General features: G+C 67.6%; 15 protein-coding genes. 5 read left to right on the plus strand and 10 right to left on the minus strand.

Features of this window, described 5'->3' with window-relative positions; genetic code table 11:
- From LE197_RS21120 to mreB, 7 genes are all read right to left on the minus strand, one after another.
- Positions 1-849 (minus strand): carbon-nitrogen hydrolase family protein, encoded by an 849-nt coding sequence (locus tag LE197_RS21120; protein ID WP_003098871.1) that lies wholly within the window; start codon positions 847-849, stop codon positions 1-3.
- A 49-nt stretch (positions 850-898) separates the two neighbouring features.
- Positions 899-4,729, minus strand: coding sequence for a YhdP family protein (locus tag LE197_RS21125; RefSeq protein ID WP_023108743.1), 3,831 nt, complete (start codon positions 4,727-4,729; stop codon positions 899-901).
- A gap of 14 nt (positions 4,730-4,743) precedes the next feature.
- The gene (gene rng, locus LE197_RS21130) at positions 4,744-6,201 is read right to left on the minus strand and encodes a ribonuclease G (protein WP_003094386.1); all 1,458 of its coding nucleotides are present in this window, start codon (positions 6,199-6,201) and stop codon (positions 4,744-4,746) included.
- A 33-nt stretch (positions 6,202-6,234) separates the two neighbouring features.
- The gene (locus LE197_RS21135; RefSeq protein WP_003116221.1) at positions 6,235-6,840 is read right to left on the minus strand and encodes a Maf family protein; all 606 of its coding nucleotides are present in this window, start codon (positions 6,838-6,840) and stop codon (positions 6,235-6,237) included.
- Positions 6,841-6,928: 88 nt separating this feature from the next.
- Positions 6,929-7,423, minus strand: coding sequence for a rod shape-determining protein MreD (gene mreD, locus LE197_RS21140; RefSeq protein WP_003094389.1), 495 nt, complete (start codon positions 7,421-7,423; stop codon positions 6,929-6,931).
- Positions 7,423-8,415, minus strand: coding sequence for a rod shape-determining protein MreC (gene mreC, locus LE197_RS21145; RefSeq protein WP_003123307.1), 993 nt, complete (start codon positions 8,413-8,415; stop codon positions 7,423-7,425). Before mreC ends, mreD begins: the two co-directional genes overlap by 1 nt.
- Positions 8,416-8,494: 79 nt before the next feature.
- Complete coding sequence (gene mreB / locus LE197_RS21150; RefSeq protein ID WP_003094393.1) at positions 8,495-9,532, minus strand: rod shape-determining protein MreB; 1,038 nt, start codon at positions 9,530-9,532, stop codon at positions 8,495-8,497.
- A gap of 239 nt (positions 9,533-9,771) precedes the next feature.
- On the opposite strand from mreB, the gene gatC reads away from it, so the two are divergent.
- The 5 genes from gatC (at position 9,772) to LE197_RS21175 (ending at position 13,936) form a co-directional block, all read left to right on the plus strand.
- On the plus strand, positions 9,772-10,062 hold the full coding sequence (gatC, locus tag LE197_RS21155; RefSeq protein WP_003106543.1) for an Asp-tRNA(Asn)/Glu-tRNA(Gln) amidotransferase subunit GatC: 291 nt from the start codon (positions 9,772-9,774) through the stop codon (positions 10,060-10,062).
- 12 nt (positions 10,063-10,074) lie between these two features.
- Complete coding sequence (gene gatA, locus LE197_RS21160) at positions 10,075-11,529, plus strand: Asp-tRNA(Asn)/Glu-tRNA(Gln) amidotransferase subunit GatA (RefSeq protein ID WP_003112871.1); 1,455 nt, start codon at positions 10,075-10,077, stop codon at positions 11,527-11,529.
- A 106-nt stretch (positions 11,530-11,635) separates the two neighbouring features.
- Entirely contained in the window at positions 11,636-13,081 is a 1,446-nt protein-coding gene (gene gatB, locus LE197_RS21165) for an Asp-tRNA(Asn)/Glu-tRNA(Gln) amidotransferase subunit GatB (protein WP_003112870.1), read from the plus strand.
- 59 nt (positions 13,082-13,140) lie between these two features.
- The gene (locus LE197_RS21170; RefSeq protein WP_003116225.1) at positions 13,141-13,518 is read left to right on the plus strand and encodes a septal ring lytic transglycosylase RlpA family protein; all 378 of its coding nucleotides are present in this window, start codon (positions 13,141-13,143) and stop codon (positions 13,516-13,518) included.
- Positions 13,519-13,549: 31 nt separating this feature from the next.
- Complete coding sequence (locus LE197_RS21175) at positions 13,550-13,936, plus strand: carboxymuconolactone decarboxylase family protein (RefSeq protein WP_003094405.1); 387 nt, start codon at positions 13,550-13,552, stop codon at positions 13,934-13,936.
- Positions 13,937-14,060: 124 nt separating this feature from the next.
- Here the strand turns inward: LE197_RS21175 and LE197_RS21180 are convergent, their stop codons facing one another.
- From LE197_RS21180 to magD, 3 genes are read right to left on the minus strand one after another with little or no spacing between them, the layout of a single operon-like run.
- Positions 14,061-14,852 carry a YfaP family protein gene (locus LE197_RS21180; protein ID WP_003112868.1) on the minus strand — a complete coding sequence of 264 codons (792 nt, stop codon included), beginning with the start codon at positions 14,850-14,852 and terminating at the stop codon, positions 14,061-14,063.
- A 4-nt stretch (positions 14,853-14,856) separates the two neighbouring features.
- On the minus strand, positions 14,857-16,506 hold the full coding sequence (locus LE197_RS21185) for a YfaQ family protein (protein WP_003106536.1): 1,650 nt from the start codon (positions 16,504-16,506) through the stop codon (positions 14,857-14,859).
- Positions 16,503-21,053 (minus strand): alpha-2-macroglobulin MagD, encoded by a 4,551-nt coding sequence (gene magD, locus LE197_RS21190; RefSeq protein ID WP_025921210.1) that lies wholly within the window; start codon positions 21,051-21,053, stop codon positions 16,503-16,505. The genes LE197_RS21185 and magD overlap by 4 nt, the downstream gene beginning before the upstream one ends.
- Positions 21,054-21,055: the final 2 nt, after the last annotated feature.

The raw sequence follows: 21,055 nt of genomic DNA on the forward strand, positions 1-21,055 counted from the left end.
TCACTCCGTACGCGCCGGCCGCGGTTCGGCCGGCGGGAAAAATCGTCTGTGCGCCACCACCGGCATGCGCCGGCGGATATCCGCCTGTTCTGCGGCGTCGCGCACCGCCAGCAGCACCGCTTCGCCCTGCGGCCGCTCGGCCAGGACCCGGCCCCAGGGATCGACGATGGCCGAATGGCCGAACGTCTCCCGGCCCCGTGGGTGAACGCCACCCTGTCCGGCCGCCAGCAGGTAGCACTGGGTCTCGATGGCACGGGCGCGGACCAGTACCTGCCAGTGCGCCGCGCCGGTCACCGCGGTGAACGCCGACGGCGCCGTGATCAGTTCCGCGCCGGCCTCGCGCAGGGCGGTATAGAGCTCCGGAAAACGCAGGTCGTAGCAGACCGTCAGGCCGAGGCGGCCGACCGGCGTATCCGCCACCACGATATTCTGACCGAAAGCATAGTCGTCGGATTCACGATAGCGGCCCCGCGCATCGGCTACATCCACATCGAACAGGTGCAGCTTGTCGTAGCGGGCGACCCGCTCTCCGTGCTCGTCGATCAGCAGCGAACAGGCATTCGCCTTCGCCTCGGGTTGCCCATCCGGCGGCAGCGGCAACGTTCCGGCGACTATCCACAACCTGAGGTCGCGAGCGGCGGAATTCAACCACGGCAGGATAGGCCCGTTCCCCCGCGCCTCGGCGCGCCCCAGTTCGGCCAGGTCGCGCCGGCCCATGGCGGCGAAGTTTTCCGGTAGCACGGCGAGCCGCGCCCCGCCCTCGGCGGCCTGTTCCAGCAGGCGACGGGCGGCGGCCAGGTTGGCCGTCACGTCGTCCTGGCTGACCATCTGGATCACGGCAATGGACATGGTTTCCTCCTTGCGGACGAAAGCGCCGCGTCGCGGCACCGGGCGCCGCTCAGCGGGGCTTCTCGAATGGCTTGTCGAAGCTGATCTTCGGATCCTGCCAGGGGCCCTTGACGCTGTATTGCACGCTGGCGAAGCGCGAGACCCGGTCGCCGAGCAGCTTGTCGACGACGAAGACCGCGCCGCCGACCGCCGGACCGCCGACTATCAGTGCCGCCAGGGTCAGGTTGTTGGTCAATGGCAAGGTCACCAGCAGCTTGGCGTCGATCCGATCGTGAGCCAGGTCCAGGGTACCGTTCAACTCCAGGTTGCTCGACGGCCCTTCCAGCTTCAGCGGCTCGCGGGTGACGTAGACGCCGTCGGTGGCGGAGAGAACCCCCTTCACCCGGTCATAGCTCAGTCCCTTGCCGAGGATGTCCGAGAAATCCAGGCGCAGCCGGCGGTTGATCGCGTTGAAATTGAGCAGGCCAAACACTCGCAGCGCCTGGGCGCTGCCTTCGACCTCGACGAACTGCCCCTTGCGCAGCGATGCATCCATGCTGCCGCTGAAGCGCTTCAGGGCCATGTAGGCCGGCGATCCCGGCCACTGGCCGTTGATATCCATGCGGAAACGTTCGCTGGTGGCACTCGGCGCGAAATTCCAGGCCTTGAGCACATCCGCCAGGTTCTTGCCCTCGATCCGGCCCTGATAGGTGCTGCGGGTATTGCCCGGACTGCCGTCCCAACGCAGGCTGCCGTTGACGTGCAGGCCACGCAGGTCGAGGTCCAGGTCGTTGAACGCCACGCCGTTGCTGCCCGGCCGTACCTTCAGGCTCCAGGCGCCCAGCGGCTGGCCGCCGAGGGCGACCTGGCCGATCTTCACGTCTACCGCCGGCAGGCTGCGCGGATCGACGGCGGCCAGCGGGTCCGAGTCCTCCACCTTGTTCTCGTCGGGAAGGGTCGACTTCGGCAGGTTCAGGCGGTCCAGATCGACCACGATCGGCGCGCCCCTGGCATCCGGCAGGACCAGGCGCCCCGATGCGAGGTCGCTGACCAGCACCAGTTGCCAGGCCCGCTCCTGGCGGGCCAGGTCGACGGTCAGGTTCTTCAGCTCCTGGCCGAAGCCCTTGAAGCTGTCGATGCGCAGGTCGGCGCCGCGCAGCAGGCCCGCAGCGCTACTGGCGGCCTGGTCGCCGTTGCCGTAGCGCTTCAGGGTGGCCTGCCAGGCGTCCCAGTCCAGTTCCGCCAGACGCCCGCGCACCCGCAGCCCCTGTGCCGAGGGCAGCAACGCCGGGTCACCGCCCAGGCGCAGGGCGCCGCGTCCGTTCAGCGGCTTGTCCGCCGGGGCCGCATAGGCCAGGCTGGCGAGGCCGTCGTAACGCGCCCAGTAACGTCGTTCGGCGCCATCCAGGGTCATCCGCCATTGGGTCGGCCGCGCCTGGGCGGCCGTCTTGCCGAACGGCGCCGGCAGGTCGACGACGGCGCCCTTGAGATCCGAATCGATCTGCAATTGGCTGTCCTTGCCATCCAGCAGCAGGTTGAGCTGGAACGGCAGGCGTCCCGAGACCGGCAACGGACGCTGGCCAGCGCCGAGCCAGTCGCTCAGCGACTTGACCGCCACCTGGCCGTTGAGCAGCAAGCGCGTGCGCGCATCGCCGCGCCCCTCGGCGACGATCCGCCCGCGTACCTCGCTGCCCAGCACCCGGGCCTGCACCGCCGGGGCGCTCAGGCCCTTGGCCAGGTCGAAACGGAAGTCGCCCTTCACTTCGCTCATATCCAGCTTCGGACTGGGCATTTTCAGGGTCGCGCCCACGGTGGAGAAATCCACGACCACCCCGGTCTTGCCGGCCTCGTCGTGGTCCAGCGGAATATCCAGCTTCAGGTGGCCCTGCAAGGGCCCATCGCCCTCCCAGCCGGCGAAGATCTTGCGGGTCGGGATCGGCGCTTCCTGGAGCAGCTTGATGCCGTCCTTCAGGTTACTGTCGACGGCCCCATCCACATACAGGTGCGGCGTCTGTCCCGGACGGCCGAGGGGAATGTCGACCTTGACGTCGCTGACCCGGGAATTCAGCAGACTCCCGCTGGAGGCCAGCACGCGGACTCCGGAATCCTCGACGAACACCTCGCCGACCGTTTTGCTCAAGACGGGCCAGCCGGGCTGGTAGGCCAGCTCGCCGTCGCGGACCTTGAAGTAGAGGTTCATGACGTGGGCTTCGGCCGCCGCGCCGCGATTCAGCGAGCCCTGCCACTGGAAGTAGCCCTGCTCGACATGGCCACTGCGGATCGCCGTCTTCAACCAGTTCGCCAGGCTTTTGTTCATTCCCGGCAACTGGGTCGGCAGGTACTTGGCGGTGAAGCGCGCGTCGCCGTCGCTGAGGCCGACCTGCAGGTCCATGTAGTCTTCAGCGCCGGGATCGCGCATCAGGCGGATCAGCATGTCGCCGGCCAGGCGGCCCTCCTCGCCCTCGACCCGCATCAGGTGGCTGCCGAGGGTGAAGGCGCGGTCGTCCAGGCTCCAGAACATCCGCGTGCGGGCCTCGCGGTAGCGCCACGGCTCGGGAAACACCTTGGCCAGGTGCAGCATGAAATCCTGCGCCGATGCGTCGAGCTGGCCTCCAGCCAGGGTGCCGGTCAAGGTGCCGCTGACATTTTCCACTGCCGGAACCTCATGGAACGCCGAGATACCGACCTTTTCCAGGTTGGTCGCGTAGCTGACCCGCTCAGGCACCTCTCGCTGCGGCCAGAAATCGGCGTTCAGGTTGTGCAGGATGCCCTTCGGCTTCAGGCCCGCCACCCACTCCGCCGCCGCGTCCGGCAGCGGCGCCAGCGCTTCTATCGCCGGCACCAGGGGCGTCAGGTCGACGCGGTCGGCCTGCAGCTTCCAGTGTGGCTCGTTGTTCTGCTGGTCGCGACGCAACAGCAACTCCACCTCGCCCCAGCGCTGCTCGCCGAAATTCGCCGCCAGGTCGCCGACCCGAACCTTCCAGCCCTGCGCTTCGCGATCGAAGAACAGGTTCATGCCCAGGTCGTTGATTTCCACCGGCTTGCGCGCGGCATACGACGCCTTCAACTGCGGCGCCAGCAGCCGTGCCACCAGCCGTTGCGCCTTGCCGTCGCGCCAGTCGAACCAGAAGTCGCCGCCGGCCTTGGCCCGGACGATCTTCCATTCCTGGGTCAGACCGGCCGGCAACCATTGCGCCCAGTCGCTCTGCGGCAGGCTGAGATAGAACCTGGCGCTGCTGCGCGGCCAGTCCTCGCTGTCGATCCGCCCTTCGGCGTGCAGCGCCAGGGGTTGGCCATCCGGCAGTTGCAGGCGGGCATCGAGACTCTGCCCACCGACCGATGAACTGCGCAGGGTCGCGCCGACCGCGCTGAGCGACAGCGCTGCGCTTCCCCGCGGCGCCACCTCCAGTTGACTGTCCAGCAGCGAGATGCGTTGGGTCTGCAGCAGGAATTGCAGGAGTTTCCGGGGATCGCTGGGCTTGTCGCTGTGCGGCAGGCCATCCAGGCTCCACTGGCCATCCTCGCCTTCGCGCAGGGTCAGCTTGAGTCCCTCCAGCTCCAGGCTGCCGATCCGCACCTGGCGCGCCAGCAGGCTGCCGAGCAGGTCCGGCGCCAGCCGCACCCGCGCCAGGCGCAGACTCTGTTCGCCGTCGCCGACCTGAATGTCGCGCGCCACCACCAGAGGCTCGAAGCCGCGCCAGGAGCCCGTCAGTTCGGCAATCCGCACCGGTATGCCGAGTTGCTTGCCAGCTTCGTCCTCCAGCTGCTGGCGGTATTCGGCCACCAGCGGCACCAGTTGCCGGCCAAGGCTGACGTACAGCGCCAGCAGCACCAGTACCAGGGCGCACAGACCCAGGACGATCCGTAGCAGTCGCGTTCCGAGGCTTCCCACATCCGCCATTTCAGCCATACGCCTCAGAGCAGGACCACGTCATATTGCTCCTGCGAGTACATCGCCTCGACCTGGAACTTGATGGTGCGGCCGATGAACGCCTCGAGATCGGCGACGTTACCCGACTCCTCGTCGAGCAGCCGGTCCACCACCTTCTGGTTGGCCAGCACCAGGTAGGAGTCGGCCTGGTAGGCACGCGCCTCGCGGAGGATCTCACGGAAAATCTCGTAGCAGGTGGTTTCCGCAGTCTTCAGCATGCCGCGTCCCTGGCAGCAGGGGCACGGCTCGCAGAGGATCTGCACCAGGCTTTCGCGGGTGCGCTTGCGGGTCATCTGCACCAGGCCCAACTCGGTGATGCCGATGATGTTGGTCTTCGCGTGGTCGCGCTCCAGTTGCTTCTCCAGGGTGCGCAGGACCTGCCGGCGATGCTCCTCGTCCTCCATGTCGATGAAGTCGATGATGATGATCCCGCCCAGGTTGCGCAGGCGCAGCTGGCGGGCGATCGCGGTGGCCGCCTCGAGGTTGGTCTTGAAGATGGTTTCCTCGAGGTTGCGATGGCCGACGAAGGCGCCGGTGTTCACGTCGATGGTGGTCATCGCCTCGGTCGGATCGACGATCAGGTAGCCGCCGGACTTCAGCAGTACCTTGCGCTCCAGGGCTTTCTGGATTTCGTCCTCGACGCCGTAGAGATCGAAGATCGGTCGCTCGCCCGGGTAGTGTTCGAGGCGATCGGAAATCTCCGGCATCAATTCTTCGACGAAGGAAGTGATCTTCTGGAAGTTCTCTCGCGAGTCGATGCGGATCTTCTCGATCCGCGGGTTCACCAGGTCGCGCAGGGTACGGATCGCCAGGGACAGGTCTTCGTAGATCACCGAAGGCGCGCCGACGGTCTGGATCTGCGCGGCGATCTGGTCCCATAGCCGGCGAAGGTAGCGGATGTCGGCGAGAATCTCGTCCTCGCCCGCGCCTTCCGCGGCGGTGCGCAGGATGAAGCCGCCCTGCCCCTCGATGCCTTCCGCCGCCACGCAGTCGGCCACCACCTTCTTCAGGCGCTCGCGCTCGACTTCGTCCTCGATCCGCAGGGATATCCCGACATGACTGGTGCGCGGCATGTACACCAGATAGCGCGAAGGAATCGACAGGTGGGTGGTCAGCCGTGCGCCCTTGGTGCCGATCGGATCCTTGGTCACCTGCACCACCAGCGCCTGCCCCTCATGGACCAGGGCACTGATGCTTTCCACGGCACTGCCTTCGCGATTGGATATCTCGGCGGCATGGATGAACGCCGCACGTTCCAGGCCGATGTCGACGAACGCCGCCTGCATCCCCGGCAGTACCCGTACCACCCGCCCCTTGTAGATATTGCCGACGATGCCGCGCCGCTGGGTGCGTTCGACATGCACTTCCTGCAGGACGCCGTTTTCCACCACCGCCACGCGCGACTCCATCGGCGTGATATTGATCAGGATCTCTTCGCTCATGCGTCCACTGTCCTTATTTCGGCGCGTTAGGCGTTACGGCGGGTTGCCACCCACGGGCTGCCAGCAAGGGATGCCGAATTCCCTCAACAGTTCCGCAGTTTCACACAAAGGCAGCCCGACCACCGCACTGTAACTGCCTTCGATGCGGCTGACGAATATCGCTCCGAGGCCCTGGATCGCATATCCGCCCGCCTTGTCCGCCGGCTCGCCGCTCTGCCAGTAGCGCAGCGCTTCTTCCGGGGCGACCTGGCGGAAGCGCACCCGGCACTCCACTACCCGCGCCTCGACGCCGCCAGCGGCGGCCAGGGCCACGGCGGTGAGAACCTGGTGTTCGCGCCCGGACAGCGCAGCCAGCATGGCCAGCCCCTCGGCCTGGTCCACGGGCTTGCCGAGAATTCGCCCGTCGATCACCACCGAGGTATCCGCGCCCAGGACATAACCGTCCTCGCCGCGCCCTTCCAGCATAGCCAGCCCGGCGGCCGCCTTGCCGCGCGCCAGGCGCTCGACGTAGGCGGCGGGCGCTTCGTTCGGCAAGGGGGACTCGTCGATAGCGGTGGCGAGCACGGACAGCGGAACGCCGATCTGGGTCAGCAGTTCACGGCGACGGGGCGAGGCGGAGGCGAGATACAGCGACGGCATGGAGGCTCCCGGGAAACGCGTCGGGCGATGCGCCGATCACCCGTTTCGAAGAATGACGTATCCGCCGCAGCATAGCTGCGAAGCGGACCTACCTCACGTTGAGACGCAGGCGGACGAACTGCAGCAGGGCGTACACCCAGGGCCAGAGCAGCGCGCTGACCAGGGCCGGAAGCAGGAAGGTCAGGGTCGGCGGGCGATTGCCGGTCAGGGCGTTGAGCCAGAGCTGGAGCAGTTGCGCCAGGCCGTAGACCACCACCAGCACCAGGCACTGCTGCCAGGCCGGGAACATGCGCAGGCGCTGGTGCAGGGACAGCACGAGGAAGGTGATCAGGCCGAGGATCAGCGCGTTCTGCCCGAGCAGGTTGCCGTAGAGCACGTCCTGGGCCAGGCCGAGCAGCCAGGCGGTGACCATCCCGACGCGCTCGGGCAGCAGCAACACCCAGTAGGTCAGCAGCATCGCCAGCCACAGCGGGCGGCCGATCTCGGTGAAGGTAGGCATCGGCGCTACGGCCAGCACCAGCCCGACCAGCAGGCTCAGCCAGATCACCCAGACATTGTTCGAACCCTGGGTCGCGCGAGCCATCAGCGGCGCCCCCCGTTGGCCGCCGGAGCGGCAGGCTGCGTGGGAGCTGGCGCGGGCGCGGCGGCGGGCTGCTGCGCAGCGCCCTGGGCTGCCGGGGTGGCCGGCGACGGCGCGGCGGCCGGTTGCGCGGCAGGCTGGGGCGCCTGGGCGCCGGCGGCGGCTTTCTTGTCCGCCTCTTCCTGGGCCTCGGCGGCGTCGTTGGCGCGCTGTTCCGGGGTGCGGCTGTCGCTGAACACCAGCAGCACGTAGCGGCTACGGTTCATCTTCGCGGTCGGCACCGCGCGCACCACGGCGAACGGCTGGCCGGAATCGTGGATCACTTCCTTGACCGTGGCCACCGGATAGCCGGCGGGGAAGCGTTGCCCCAGGCCGGAGCTGACCAGTAGGTCGCCTTCCTTGATGTCGGCGGTGTCGGCGACGTAGCGCAATTCCAGGCGCTCGGGATTGCCGGTGCCGACGGCGATGGCGCGCAGGCCGTTGCGATTGACCTGCACCGGGATACTGTGGGTGGTGTCGGTGAGCAGCAGGACCCGCGCGGTATAGGGCATCACCTCGACCACCTGGCCCATCAGGCCGCTGGCATCGAGCACCGGCTGGCCGACGAAGACGCCGTCGTTCTCGCCCTTGTCGATCATGATGCGTTGGGTGAAGGGGTTCGGATCGACGCCGATCAGCTCGCTGACCAGTACCTTGTCGTCGACCAGCGCGGCGGAATTGAGCAGCTCGCGCAGGCGCACGTTCTGCTCGGTGAGCGCGGCGAGTTTCTGCACCCGGCGCTGCATCAGCAGGGACTCGGCCTTGAGGCGTTCGTTCTCGGCGATCAGCTCGCTACGGCTGCTGAACTGGTCGCGCACGCCTTCCCAGGCGCGCACCGGCATTTCCGCCAGGCCGTAGAAAGGCGTGAGCACCATCCCCAGCTTGCTACGGACGGGCTCCAGATAGTCGAACCGGGCGTCCACCACCATCAGGCTGACCGACAGCACGGCCAGCACCAACAGGCGAACGCCCAGCGACGGGCCTTTGGAGAATAGCGGTTTGATGATCCGCTCCTAGGCGACGATGCTCGCCACCTTACTCGGTGGAGAGCAGGTCCATGGAGTGGCGGTCCATCATCTCCAGCGCACGGCCACCGCCGCGAGCCACGCAGGTCAGCGGCTCCTCGGCGACGATCACCGGCAGGCCGGTTTCCTGTGCCAGCAGCTTGTCCAGGTCGCGCAGCAGCGCGCCACCGCCGGTCAACACCAGGCCGCGCTCGGCGATATCCGAGGCCAGCTCCGGCGGCGATTGCTCGAGGGCGCTCTTGACCGCCTGGACGATGGTCGCCAGGGACTCCTGCAGGGCCTCGAGGACCTCGTTGGAGTTCAGGGTGAAGCTGCGCGGTACGCCTTCGGCCAGGTTACGGCCGCGGACGTCGACTTCGCGAACGTCGCCGCCCGGGAAGGCGGTGCCGATCTCCTGCTTGATGCGCTCGGCGGTGGATTCGCCGATCAGGCTGCCGTAGTTGCGGCGCACGTAGGTGACGATGGCTTCGTCGAAGCGGTCGCCGCCGACGCGGACGGATTCGGCGTAGACAACACCGTTGAGGGAAATCAGGGCGATCTCGGTAGTGCCGCCGCCGATGTCTACGACCATCGAGCCGCGGGCCTCCTCGACCGGCAGGCCGGCGCCGATGGCGGCAGCCATCGGCTCTTCGATCAGGAACACCTCGCGGGCGCCGGCGCCCAGGGCGGATTCGCGGATGGCCCGGCGCTCAACCTGGGTGGACTTGCACGGCACGCAGATCAGCACGCGTGGGCTGGGCTGCAGGAAGCTGTTCTCGTGGACCTTGTTGATGAAGTACTGCAGCATCTTCTCGCAGACGCTGAAATCCGCGATCACGCCGTCTTTCATCGGACGGATGGCGGCGATGTTGCCCGGGGTACGGCCGAGCATGCGCTTGGCCTCGGTGCCCACGGCGACGACGCTCTTCTGGCTGCCATGGCTGCGAATGGCGACCACGGACGGTTCGTTCAGGACGATGCCGCGCTCGCGCACATAAATAAGGGTATTGGCAGTACCCAGGTCGATCGACAGATCGCTGGAAAACATGCCACGCAATTTTTTGAACATGGGAAAGAAACCCTAGGCGAAGCGTGGGTGAAAAATACGCGGGTAAAAAAGTGCGGCAAACTCTAACAACGACGGGGATTTTGGGCAAGGCGGGCAATATGCTAAATTGCAGGCTTTTCCCGGCCCCACAAGGCCCGTCCAGGCGGAATTAGACCGCCGACCGCGGCATCCGTTCCCTGCCTTATATAACGCATGGCGCCCCGCCGCCCTTCCAAGGCCGCTTTTGCTGGAGACTCCCGATGGCGCTTGAACGCTCCGACGTGGAAAAAATCGCCCATCTCGCCCGCCTGGGCCTGAGCGAGGCCGATCTTCCGCGCACCACCGAGACCCTGAACAACATCCTCGGCCTGATCGACCAGATGCAGGCGGTCGACACCAGCGGCGTCGAACCGCTCGCCCATCCGCTGGAAGCCACCCAGCGCCTGCGCCCGGACGCGGTCACCGAGACCGATCACCGCGACGCCTACCAGACCATCGCCCCCGCCGTGGAAGAAGGTCTGTACCTGGTTCCGAAAGTCATCGAGTCATAAGGACGCGGACACATGCTGCATCAATTGACCCTCGCCGAGATCGCCCGCGCCCTCGCCGACAAGCAATTTTCCGCCGAAGAGCTGACCCGCACCCTGCTCGGTCGCATCCGGCAGCTGGATCCCCAGCTCAACAGTTTCATCAGCATCACCGACGACCTGGCCATCGCCCAGGCCAAGGCAGCCGACGAACGGCGCGCCAACGGCGAGAACGGCGCCCTGCTCGGCGCGCCGATCGCCCACAAGGACCTGTTCTGCACCCAGGGCGTACGCACCAGCTGCGGTTCGAAGATGCTCGACAACTTCGTCTCGCCCTACGACGCCACCGTGGTCGAGAAGCTCACCGCCGCCGGCGCCGTTACCCTCGGCAAGCTGAACATGGATGAATTCGCCATGGGCTCGTCGAACCAGTCCAGCCACTACGGCGCGGTGAAGAACCCCTGGAGCCTCGACCGCGTGCCGGGCGGCTCCTCCGGCGGTTCCGCCGCGGCAGTCGCCGCGCGCCTGCTGCCGGCCGCCACCGGCACCGATACCGGCGGCTCGATCCGCCAACCGGCGGCGCTGACCAACCTCACCGGGATCAAGCCAACCTACGGCCGGGTTTCCCGCTGGGGCATGATCGCCTACGCTTCCAGCCTCGACCAGGGCGGCCCGCTGGCGCGCACCGCCGAGGACTGCGCGCTGATGCTGGGGGTGATGGCCGGATTCGATCCGAAGGACTCGACCAGCGTCGAACAGCCGGTGGACGACTACCTGGCCGCCCTGCAGAAGCCGCTGAGCGGCCTGCGCATCGGCCTGCCGCGGGAATACTTCGGCGCCGGCCTCGACAGCCGCATCGCCGACGCGGTGCTGGCCGTGGTCGAGGAGCTGAAGACGCTCGGCGCCACGGTGAAGGACATTTCCCTGCCGAACATGCAGCACGCCATCCCGGCCTACTACGTAATCGCGCCGGCCGAGGCGTCCTCCAACCTGTCGCGCTTCGACGGCGTGCGCTATGGCTATCGTTGCGACGCCCCGCAGAACCTGGAAGACCTGTACAAGCGCTCGCGCGCGGAAGGCTTCGGCAGCGAAGTGAAGAACCGCATCATGGTCGGCACCTACGCACTCTCGGCCGGCTACTACGATGCCTATTACCTGCAGGCTCAGAAGATTCGCCGGCTGATCAAGAACGACTTCGTCAGCGCCTTTGCCGAAGTGGACGTGATCCTCGGCCCGACCACGCCGAACCCGGCCTGGAAGATCGGCGAGAAGAACGACGACCCGGTTTCCCAGTACCTGGAAGACATCTACACCATCACCGCCAACCTCGCCGGCCTGCCGGGGCTGTCCATGCCCGCCGGCTTCGTCGACGGCCTGCCGGTGGGTGTCCAGTTGCTCGCGCCCTACTTCCAGGAAGGCCGCCTGCTCAACGTCGCGCACCAGTACCAGCAGGTCAGCGACTGGCACACCCGCACCCCGGCCGGCTTCTAAGCCATGGCAACGCCACGCAGTCCCCTCCCCTCTCCCGGCGCGGAGAGGGCGACCCGCAGGGTCGGCAGCGGGACTGCGCAGGCACAGAAGGATTGAGGAACACCACATGCAATGGGAAACCGTGATCGGGCTGGAAATCCACGCACAGCTCGCCACCCAATCGAAGATCTTCTCCGGCAGCTCGACCGCCTTCGGCGCCGCGCCGAATACCCAAGCCAGCCTGGTCGACCTGGCCATGCCGGGCACCCTGCCGGTGCTCAACGAGGAGGCCGTACGCATGGCCTGCCTGTTCGGCCTGGCGATCGACGCACGGATCGACCGGCAGAACGTGTTCGCCCGCAAGAACTACTTCTACCCCGACCTGCCGAAGGGCTACCAGACCAGCCAGATGGACCATCCCATCGTCGGCAAGGGCCATCTCGACATCACCCTGGAAGACGGCACCACCAAGCGCATCGGCATCACCCGCGCGCACCTGGAGGAGGACGCCGGCAAGAGCCTGCACGAAGACTTCCAGGGCATGAGCGGCATCGACCTGAACCGCGCCGGCACGCCGTTGCTGGAGATCGTTTCCGAGCCGGACATCCGCAGCGCCAAGGAAGCCGTGGCCTACGTCAAGGCGATCCACGCCCTGGTGCGCTACCTGGGCATCTGCGACGGCAACATGGCCGAGGGCTCGCTGCGCTGCGACTGCAACGTCTCGGTACGACCGAAGGGCCAGGCCGAATTCGGCACCCGCGCCGAGATCAAGAACGTCAACTCCTTCCGCTTCATCGAGAAGGCGATCAACCACGAGATCCAGCGCCAGATCGAGCTGATCGAGGACGGCGGCAAGGTAGTCCAGGAAACCCGCCTGTACGACCCGAACAAGGACGAGACCCGCTCCATGCGCGGCAAGGAAGAAGCCAACGACTACCGTTACTTCCCCTGTCCCGACCTGCTGCCGGTGGTCATCGAGCCCGAGTACCTGGCGAAGCTGCGCGAGCAACTGCCGGAACTGCCGGTGCAGAAGCGCGAACGCTTCGAGAGCCAGTACGGCCTGTCCGCCTACGATGCCAGCGTGCTGTCCGCCAGCCGCGAGATGGCCGACTACTTCGAGAAGGTCCAGGGCATCTGCGGCGACGCCAAGCTGGCGGCCAACTGGGTGATGGTCGAGCTGGGCAGCCTGCTCAACAAGGACGGCCTGGAGATCGAGCAGTCCCCGGTGTCCGCCGAGCAACTGGGCGGCATGATCCTGCGCATCAAGGACAACACCATCTCCGGCAAGCTCGCCAAGATGGTCTTCGAAGCCATGGCCAACGGCGAGGGTTCCGCCGACCAGATCATCGAGGCCAAGGGCCTGAAGCAGGTCACCGACAGTGGCGCCATCGAGAAGATGCTCGACGAGGTGCTGGCGGCCAACGCCGAGCAGGTCGAGCAGTACCGCGCCGCCGACGAGGCCAAGCGCGGCAAGATGTTCGGCTTCTTCGTCGGCCAGGCGATGAAGGCCTCGAAAGGCAAGGCCAACCCGCAGCAGGTGAACGAGTTGCTGAAGAAAAAGCTCGAAGCGTGAGTCAAAGCCAGACGCCGGGTTCGCCCGGCGTCTTCTTGTCCGCCAGGAGCCTGTTGTCCATGCCCACCCCATCCGCCGCCGCGCGCCTCGCCCTCGCCGTCCTGCCCCTGTTCCTCGCCGGCTGCTCCAGCCTCGCCGGCAGCGGTTCCGCGGATACCGGCGAAGCCTCCTACTATGGCAGCCGCCACGCAGGCCTGCGTACCGCTAGCGGCGAGCGCTACAACCCCAACGCAATGACCGCTGCCCACCGCACGTTGCCGTTCGGTACCCGCGTGCGGGTAACCAACCTCGACAACCGCCGCAGCGTGGTGGTGCGGATCAACGATCGCGGGCCGTTCCGCCGCGGGCGGATCATCGATGTATCGCGCAAGGCCGCCGAAGGCCTGGGTATGATCCGCAGCGGCGTGGCGCCGGTTCGGATAGAGTCGCTGGATTGAGCCACCTTCTACCCACGACAGGAACCTTCCGATGAGCGAACAAGGCAAGACCGGCCTGGAGATCCGACGTGAAGTCATGGGCGACGCCTTCGTCGAGCGCGCCATGGGCAACGCCACCGCCTTCACCCAGCCATTGCAGGACTTCGTCAACGAGCATGCCTGGGGCTCGGTCTGGGCCCGCGAGGCGCTGCCGCGCAAGACCCGCAGCCTGATCACCCTGGCCGCCCTGACCGCCCTGAAGTGCCCGCAGGAACTCAAGGGGCACGTGCGCGGTGCGCTGAACAACGGCTGCACGGTGGAGGAAATCCGCGAGGCACTGCTGCACTGCGCGGTCTATGCCGGGGTGCCGGCGGCGATCGATGCGTTCCGTGCGGCGCAGGAAGCGATCGATACCTGGCAGGGCGAACAGCCCGCCTGAGCCCAGGAGCCATTCGCAGCGGCATGAGCGCCGCCGTCAGGCCACGGGTTGATAACACCGATGCCTGAGCGACGGCGAATAACGCCAGGGGCGTTATCCGCCCTATGGGACCGAGCGCAGGCGCCTACGGATAACTGAAGCGCTTCACCAGCGTCAGCTCGCCAGGCTTGCGCATCGGCACCAGGAAGGTTTCCTGTTTCTCGTTCGGCGTGCCCTCTTCGGTGACCAGGGTGATGCGCGCCGTGGTCAGGTCCTGGGCGGCCTGTTCGGCGCCATCCTCGCTGCTGCCGTAGCCACCGCCGAAGTAGTTGACGTAGACCAGGTAGGGCCCCTTCTGCGGCGTCGGCGTGGCGATGATTTCCGGGCCGTAGCCGGTGGTGACGTCGACATCCAGGGTCGCGCCGTTGGCCAGCGAACGATTGCCATACCAGACATGGTCGCCGTCCGGGGTCACCAGGTGCAGGTCGAGGTCGGTGTTGTCGCTGTCCCAGGACAGCAGCACGCGCAGCTTGGCCGGCACTTCCCCGCCGCCGCCACCGTGATAGAACTGGACCCGTCGCGACTGCCCGGCGGCGTTGCGCACCTCGACGCTGTTGCTGCCGGACGGGAAGGCGAACGGGCGGTCGAAGCTGCCATCGGCGTCCACCTTCAGTGGCATGCTCACACCGTTCACCACCAGCGTCGCCGGGCGGTCCTTGGGCTGGCTCTCGATCGCGCCGCGAATGCGCGCGGTGGTCGCCTGGTCGGCGGCGACGTTGACCGAGGACGCCGGGTAGTTCACCACCTGCCGGTAATTGGCGGCGGAACCGTCGCCGGCACGCCAGCCGGAGACCGGCGTATCCAGTTTCACGGGGTTGTCCGCCCAGGCGACGAGGGGAAGGCAACTGAGCAGGGCGGCAAGGGACATTCGGTTCATGGAGTCATTCCAGTAGCAGGCGCCGGGCCAGGCTTTCGACATAGTTTTCGTCCTGGCCGCTGGGATGGGCGCGGAAGGCCAGGTGCAGGTATTCGTGGGTGAGGTCCAAGCGTTCCTGTAGGGAATACAGGCCGCGGACGAAGATGCGTTCGCGCTCGCGATCGACATAGGGCCGCCCGGAAGCCAGGCGGCACACGGAAAAACTCGGAATCTCCTCGTAGCCGGGCTCTCGGTCGAGACGCTCGCGCCACTGCCGGCGCTGCTTGCGCAGCCAGTCTTCGGCAGCCGGCAACGGCTGGCAGGCGGCCACCGGGTTGTCCCAGCGGCTCAGGCTGCTGCGCGGGAAAGCCTGGGCGAGGATGCTGTCGTAGCCCAGTCCCTGCCCGGCTTGCTCCACCGCGTGCTTCCAGGACAGGCGCGCCGGACCAGGCTGGTCGGAGTGATAGTTGACGGTCGCCCCGGCCAGCACCAGGTCGGCGCTCCAGGCAGCGATCCGCCGCGTCGGCGCGCTGGCCGGGCGCGGCGCCACGCGCTGGCGCTGGCTGCTGTCATCGATGGCCAGGCATTCGCCGCGCGGCGCGGCGTTTTGCAATAGATAGGTGCGAATGGTCACCGCCAGCGCGCGAGCGGCTTCCTTCGGCTGCGCCGAGGCTTCGCGCTCCAGCACCCGCGCCACGTACTCTTCGCGCGAAACCCGCGCGACCAGGCGCGGCACGCCATCCACCCGTTGCAGGAAGAGGTCGCCGGCGCTGGCGATGTCCAGTCGATTGCCGTTGGCGAAGAGCACTTGCTGCGGACCATGCAGCAGGCCTTCGGCGGCCGGGTGGCCGGAGGGATCGCTGACCGAGCGCAGCGGATAGCGGCTGAACAGGTTCACTTCCACGCAACGGCCCGGATCGGCCGGCCACGGACTCGGCAGGAAGCGCCCGAGCACCTCGGCGTAGCGGTCCAGAATCATCTTGCTGGTTCCCGGGCCGCCGAGCCAGAGCGGCGTTCCATCGACCAGCCAGCCAGCGAAACCGCCCTGGCGCGCCTGCGGGTCATGGTCGTCGAGCCAGCTCCAGGTCTTCACCCGCAGGCGGCCGCCAAGGCTGGCCACGGCATGGCCGTCGCCGGCCTGCAACGCCACGTCGAGCAGTACCCGCCGCGCCTCGCCCTGGGCCGGCAGTTGCTGCAACTGCTCCAGAAGCTCCTTAACCGGCACCCGCGTCTGCGGTTGCAGCCGTTCCAGATCGAGCAACCAGGCCGGTGCCTGGCGCGCCTGCCAGTAGCCGCGCCAGGCCTCCGGCCGCAAGGCGAGGCGCTGCGGCTCGAAATACAGCCCGCAGGAGCGCACCAGGGCGCGGTCACGACCGATCGTCTGGCCATTCTCGCAGCAGTAGACCTCCTCGCGGCTGCGCCCCTGGCAGGTATAGGGCGGCTCGGCCTGGCCGGTGTCGCTCAGCCAGGCGAAGACGAACAGTTTCCACAGGCTGCCCAGCGGAGCCTGCAAATCGGCCGGCAACGGCCGGCGCTCGAGTACCCGCTGGCGATCCAGGCTCACCAGTTCGTAGCCCTGGGTCGTGCGCCAGGCCAGCTGGACCGGCGCCTCCGCTGCGCGAAGCAGCAACGGCACGGCGCACAGCAGGACCAGCCAGGCGCGCAACGCAATCACTCGACCTTGACCTTGGCCAGCGCCGGCTTGGCTTCCAGGGCCTGCTGTTCCGGCGCGTAGAGACGCAGGTAGCGGGCCGGTGGCAGGTTGAAGCTGCCTTTCTGGGAGAAACGCACCAGGTGACGGAAACGCTGCTCGCCACTCAGGCTGTCCACCGGCACCCCGTAGAACAACTCGCCCGGTTCGTTGCGCGCGCGCTCCAGGGTGGTCGCTTCGTCGCCGGCCAGGCCGCTGATCTTGATGCCCCAGGTGGTGCGCTCGACATCCGCGCCGGGCGGCAGCGGCAGTTCCAGCATGCCGTAGCGTAGAGCGGTGTCTTCCGGAACGTTCAGGGTCACTTCGTCGAGATACAGTTCGTCGCTGGAAAGCGGCTTGTCGCCAACCTCCTCGACCTTGAACTCGAACGCCCCCTCACCGGGCACCAGGCGCAGCAGACGACGGCTGATCTGCACCGGCAGTTGCCCGCTCGGCGCCTGGGCGCTGCGGTAGCTGAGCGCAACCGGCAACGGCCGGGCCGGCGCCTCGTCCAGGTCGACCCAGCTCGGAATGCCGCGGCCGCGCCATTGCCAGTAGGTTTCGCCGCTGGCGCCGCGCTGCGCCTGCCAGTCCTTCGGCGGCTGCGGCAGCTTGCCCTGCGGCGCCTGGGCCAGGGCGCCCTGCAGCCAGGTCAGGGCCAGGGCGCGTTCCAGGGTCGATTGCGCCGGCGCCAGGCGTTGCAGCAAAGCGCTGGCCTGCTGGCCATCCACGGCCGAGTGAGAGGCCAGCAAGGCATCGGTGAACGGCAAGCCGGCCTCACGCAGGCGCTGCGTCGCCGTCTCGGCCTGGGCGGCCAGCGGAGCGGGCACCGCGACCCGCAGTTGCCGTGCCAGGTCCACCGCCAGTACTCGCGCCGCGGCCAGGCCGACGGCCGAGTCCGGGTCGCCCAGCACCAGGCCGTCGTCGGCCTCCAGCGGCTCCGCGCGCGCCTGCCCTTCGCCGGCGTTGGCCAGATCGTTGAGCAGGCCGCCGAGCAGGGTGTTCACCGGCAACTGCATGTCGCGGGCGAAAGCCAGGATCAGCGCACGCTGCAGCAGCGGGGTCTGCGTCGCCTGCTTGGCGTAGGGCTCGAGGATGCGCTGCCAGTGTTCGGCCGGCAGTTGGATCTCCAGTGCGCGGCTGGCGTACCAGTCGGCGTAGTAGGCGTAGGCGGTGAGGAAAGCGTCGCCATCGACGTCGCCACCCCACCAGGCGAACCAGGCGTCCGGGCCGGCCATCTGCACCAGGCGCAGGCGACTGTTCTGCATGATCAGGCGCAGGCGGTCGCGAATCCGCGGCTCGCCGCCGGCCAGCGCCGGATAGGCGATGCTCAGCGGCAGCAGTTGGCTGGCGGTCTGCTCGACGCCGCCGTAGGGATACTCCAGCAGATCATCGAGATTGCCCAGGTAGGCAGCGGCCGGGCCATCGGCCAGGCGCAGGCGTACGTCGCGCGCGTCCGCCGGCAGTTGCAGCGGGTTGCTCGCCGCCGCCAGGCTGAGGTTCTGCACCTGCTCCACCTGCCAGCCGTCGGCCAGCAGGTTGAAGCGCACCGCCAGGCGGTCGCGGACCTGCCCGTCCTGGCGCAGCTCGGCGCTCCAGTCGCCATCGCTGAGCGGCTGTTGCGCCAGCGGAATGTAGTTGACTCCCTTGGCCAGCTCCAGGGTCTGGCTGCGCTGGCTGCCAGGCGGCCCGCTGAGCAGCTCGGCCTTGACCGGCTGTTCGCCTTGGTTGAAGACGAACAGGCCGAGGTCGGGCTGGTCACCCTGGCGGAAGCGAGTCGGCCCGCTCCACTTCAGGTACAGCGGCTTCTCCGAGCGAAGGAACTGCTTCTTCTGGCCGACCTGGCCGTTGTCGTCGATGGCCCGCGCGGTGATCCGCCAGCGGGTCAGCGAGTCGGGCATGCGGAAGCTGAAGCTGGCCTTGCCCTGGGCGTCGGTGACCAGCTCCGGCTGCCAGGCGGCGGTGTCGACGTCCTCGCGGCGCGGCCGCTCCAGTACCTTGACGCCGCGCTCGCTGCGGTTCGCCCGTCCGGGTGCGCTGGTGCTGCCGGGCAACGCCACGTCGTAGCTGATGAAGGCCAGGCTGGCGCTGGTGCGCACGTTGTTGCGCCGCGGATGGTAGAAGAACTGGTCGATGCCGGGGGCGATCTCCGCCTGCAGGGCATAGACCATCTCATCCACCACGCTGACGGTCAGGTGGCTGGAAACCGGTTTGCCGGCGAAGCGCGTGGCCAGGGTCACGGTCACCGTCTCGCCCGGTTCGTAGCGCTCCTTGTCGGTGGCGATGTCGATCTCTACCTGGGGCATGCCGACCTTGATCCCGGCGTTCTGGAAGCTGTAGTCGCCGCCCTTGGTGTAGAGCACCGAGAAGGTCAGGTTCGGCGAGAACTCCTCGCGCACCGGGATCCACACGCGGTACTGGGTCGGATTGAGCTTTTCCAGGCGCAGCCAGTCGGCGCCCTTGGACAGCAGGGCGGTGGCCTCGACCTTGTCGCGCTCCAGGGACAACAGCGCATCCTCCACCGGCTCGGGGAAGGTGATCAGTGCGGAGGCTTCCTCGCCGGTGCGGTACTCGGGCTTGTCGAACACCACCTCGACGGTGCCCGGCACCGACTTCACGCCCTCGCCGCTCACCGAGTGGCCGGTGGCGCCAAGGAGCTGGCCCTTGTCGTCGCGCAGCTCCACGGAATAGGTACCGGGGCGCTCTAAGGTCAGCGCGAAGCGGCCGTCGGCGACCGGACCGCTATCGGTGGCGCGGTCCTCCAGGCGGATCCACTGGTAGCTGCTCGGCTTGAGCGGGGTCGGCTGTTCGCTGGCATAGCTGAACTCGACCTTCTCGCCGGCGGCGCTGAAGCGCTGCGGCGCGCTCAGGCGGTAGCGCGCGGCGCCGCGCTCGATGAGGATCTCCTTGCTGGTCTTGACCCGGTAGGCGGCGCCGTCGCTGGCGAAGATGGTCAGCATGTAGCGACTGGGTTTCTCGGCCGGCGGCAATTCGATGGCGGCGCGGCCCTTGCCGTCGGTGGTCAGTTCGGTGCTGCTCAGTTCCACCGGGAACTGGCCGAGATACTGCAGTTCGTTGTCCACCATCGACAACTGCTGGGCGCGCAGGCTCAGTTGCAGGCGCGCGTTGGCCACCGGCTTGCCGTCCGGATAGAGCAGGACGATCTCGCCCTTCACCGGCTCGGCGGTCTTGAAGTCCGGCTTGGCCAGGTCGAGGGCGACTTCGAAGTGCGGCTTGATGTATTCGGCGACGCGGAAGGCGCTGCTGTAGGTCTGCCCGCGGTAGTCGAAGCGCAACTCGTAGCCGCCGGCGACGGCGTTCTCCGGCAGTTGGAAGCGGCCATTGGCGCCGCTCTTCGCGTCGAAGCGGAGGTCCAGGCTTTGCAATACCGTGCCGCTGGCGTCGATCACGCTCAGGCGCACCGGCGCGCTGGCGGCGGCCTGGGATTGCCGGGCGTCCTTGAACTCGCGGCCGACCATCTTCAACGAGACCCAGTCGCCTGGCCGGTACAGCGGGCGGTCGGTGAAGGCGTAGATCTTGGTGTCGTAGATCTCGCTGTCGTAATAGAAGTTCTCGGAGACGAAGACCCCGCCCTCGCGGTCCTCGCCGATTACGTAGGAGCGCTCCGGACTGGCGTGCTTGAGCCGCAGCAGGCCGTCGGCGTCGGTATTGCCGCTGCTCATCACGCCCAGGCCGTCGGTCCACAGCACCTTGGTGTCGGGCACCGGGGTGCCTTCGTGCTTGCGTGCGGTCCAGACCAGCAGCTCGTCGCCGGCGACCTTGCTCACCGCCACGCTGTTGGAGACGAACACCACGGTGGTGGCGCGGTACTTGCCGACCAGCGCCTCGACCAGGTACAGGCCCGGCTTCAGCTTGCCCAGCGGGATGTAGACATTGCCCGGCACGACGTTGATGAACTCGCTGGAGGAACCGGCCAGCTTGACGTCCTGCGGCGGCTCGATGGGCTTGGCGTCCCACAGCGGATAGCGGAACTGGCTGACCAGCGGCAGGCCGGGAATCGGCGCGTATTGCGGCTGCGCGTCGTAGGGCGTCGGCGCGGTCATGGCGTTGCCCATCTTCAGCTCGGGCACCGCCTCGGTGACCTGTTGCCGCGACTCGTAGGAGAAGGCGCGCTGCATCACCCGGCGCGACTTGCGATACCAGTTGTCCCAGAGATAGGCCAGGGTGTTCGACAGGCCTTCGCCCTTGAACTGTCCCTCGGCCAGGACCCGGTGCAGGTTCTTCTGCCGCTTGAGGAACTCCAGCGGCTGTTCGATCCGGTACAGGCGCACGTCGACCCCGCCATAGGGCTCCATGCGGTAGCGCCGGTAGTCGCGGCCGGGCGCTTCGAGACGGACCCGCGCTTCCTCGTCGGTGGCGAAGCTGCTGTCGGCGAGCAGGAAGAAGGATTCGCCGGCCATCGGCGTGTAGCCGCTCGGCTCCACCGTGTCTTCCGCCTGGACGGCGGCGAACGGCAGCAGGACCAGGGCGGCGACCGCCAGGCTACGGCTGAAACGGCGCAGGTTGCTCATTG

It is taken from the genome of Pseudomonas sp. PS1(2021), from assembly GCF_020405165.1.
In the GTDB taxonomy this organism is placed as follows: Bacteria; Pseudomonadota; Gammaproteobacteria; order Pseudomonadales; family Pseudomonadaceae; genus Pseudomonas; species Pseudomonas aeruginosa.

What these genes read in the sequence shown, in the direction of transcription:
- LE197_RS21180 (WP_003112868.1), bottom strand. Translation starts at nt 14,852, where the DNA reads ATGAACCGAATGTCCCTTGCCGCCCTGCTCAGTTGCCTTCCCCTCGTC.
- rng (WP_003094386.1), bottom strand. Translation starts at nt 6,201, where the DNA reads ATGAGCGAAGAGATCCTGATCAATATCACGCCGATGGAGTCGCGCGTG.
- LE197_RS21175 (WP_003094405.1), top strand. Translation starts at nt 13,550, where the DNA reads ATGAGCGAACAAGGCAAGACCGGCCTGGAGATCCGACGTGAAGTCATG.
- LE197_RS21170 (WP_003116225.1), top strand. Translation starts at nt 13,141, where the DNA reads ATGCCCACCCCATCCGCCGCCGCGCGCCTCGCCCTCGCCGTCCTGCCC.
- gatB (WP_003112870.1), top strand. Translation starts at nt 11,636, where the DNA reads ATGCAATGGGAAACCGTGATCGGGCTGGAAATCCACGCACAGCTCGCC.
- mreB (WP_003094393.1), bottom strand. Translation starts at nt 9,532, where the DNA reads ATGTTCAAAAAATTGCGTGGCATGTTTTCCAGCGATCTGTCGATCGAC.
- magD (WP_025921210.1), bottom strand. Translation starts at nt 21,053, where the DNA reads ATGAGCAACCTGCGCCGTTTCAGCCGTAGCCTGGCGGTCGCCGCCCTG.
- gatA (WP_003112871.1), top strand. Translation starts at nt 10,075, where the DNA reads ATGCTGCATCAATTGACCCTCGCCGAGATCGCCCGCGCCCTCGCCGAC.
- LE197_RS21135 (WP_003116221.1), bottom strand. Translation starts at nt 6,840, where the DNA reads ATGCCGTCGCTGTATCTCGCCTCCGCCTCGCCCCGTCGCCGTGAACTG.
- LE197_RS21125 (WP_023108743.1), bottom strand. Translation starts at nt 4,729, where the DNA reads ATGGCGGATGTGGGAAGCCTCGGAACGCGACTGCTACGGATCGTCCTG.
- gatC (WP_003106543.1), top strand. Translation starts at nt 9,772, where the DNA reads ATGGCGCTTGAACGCTCCGACGTGGAAAAAATCGCCCATCTCGCCCGC.
- mreD (WP_003094389.1), bottom strand. Translation starts at nt 7,423, where the DNA reads ATGGCTCGCGCGACCCAGGGTTCGAACAATGTCTGGGTGATCTGGCTG.
- LE197_RS21120 (WP_003098871.1), bottom strand. Translation starts at nt 849, where the DNA reads ATGTCCATTGCCGTGATCCAGATGGTCAGCCAGGACGACGTGACGGCC.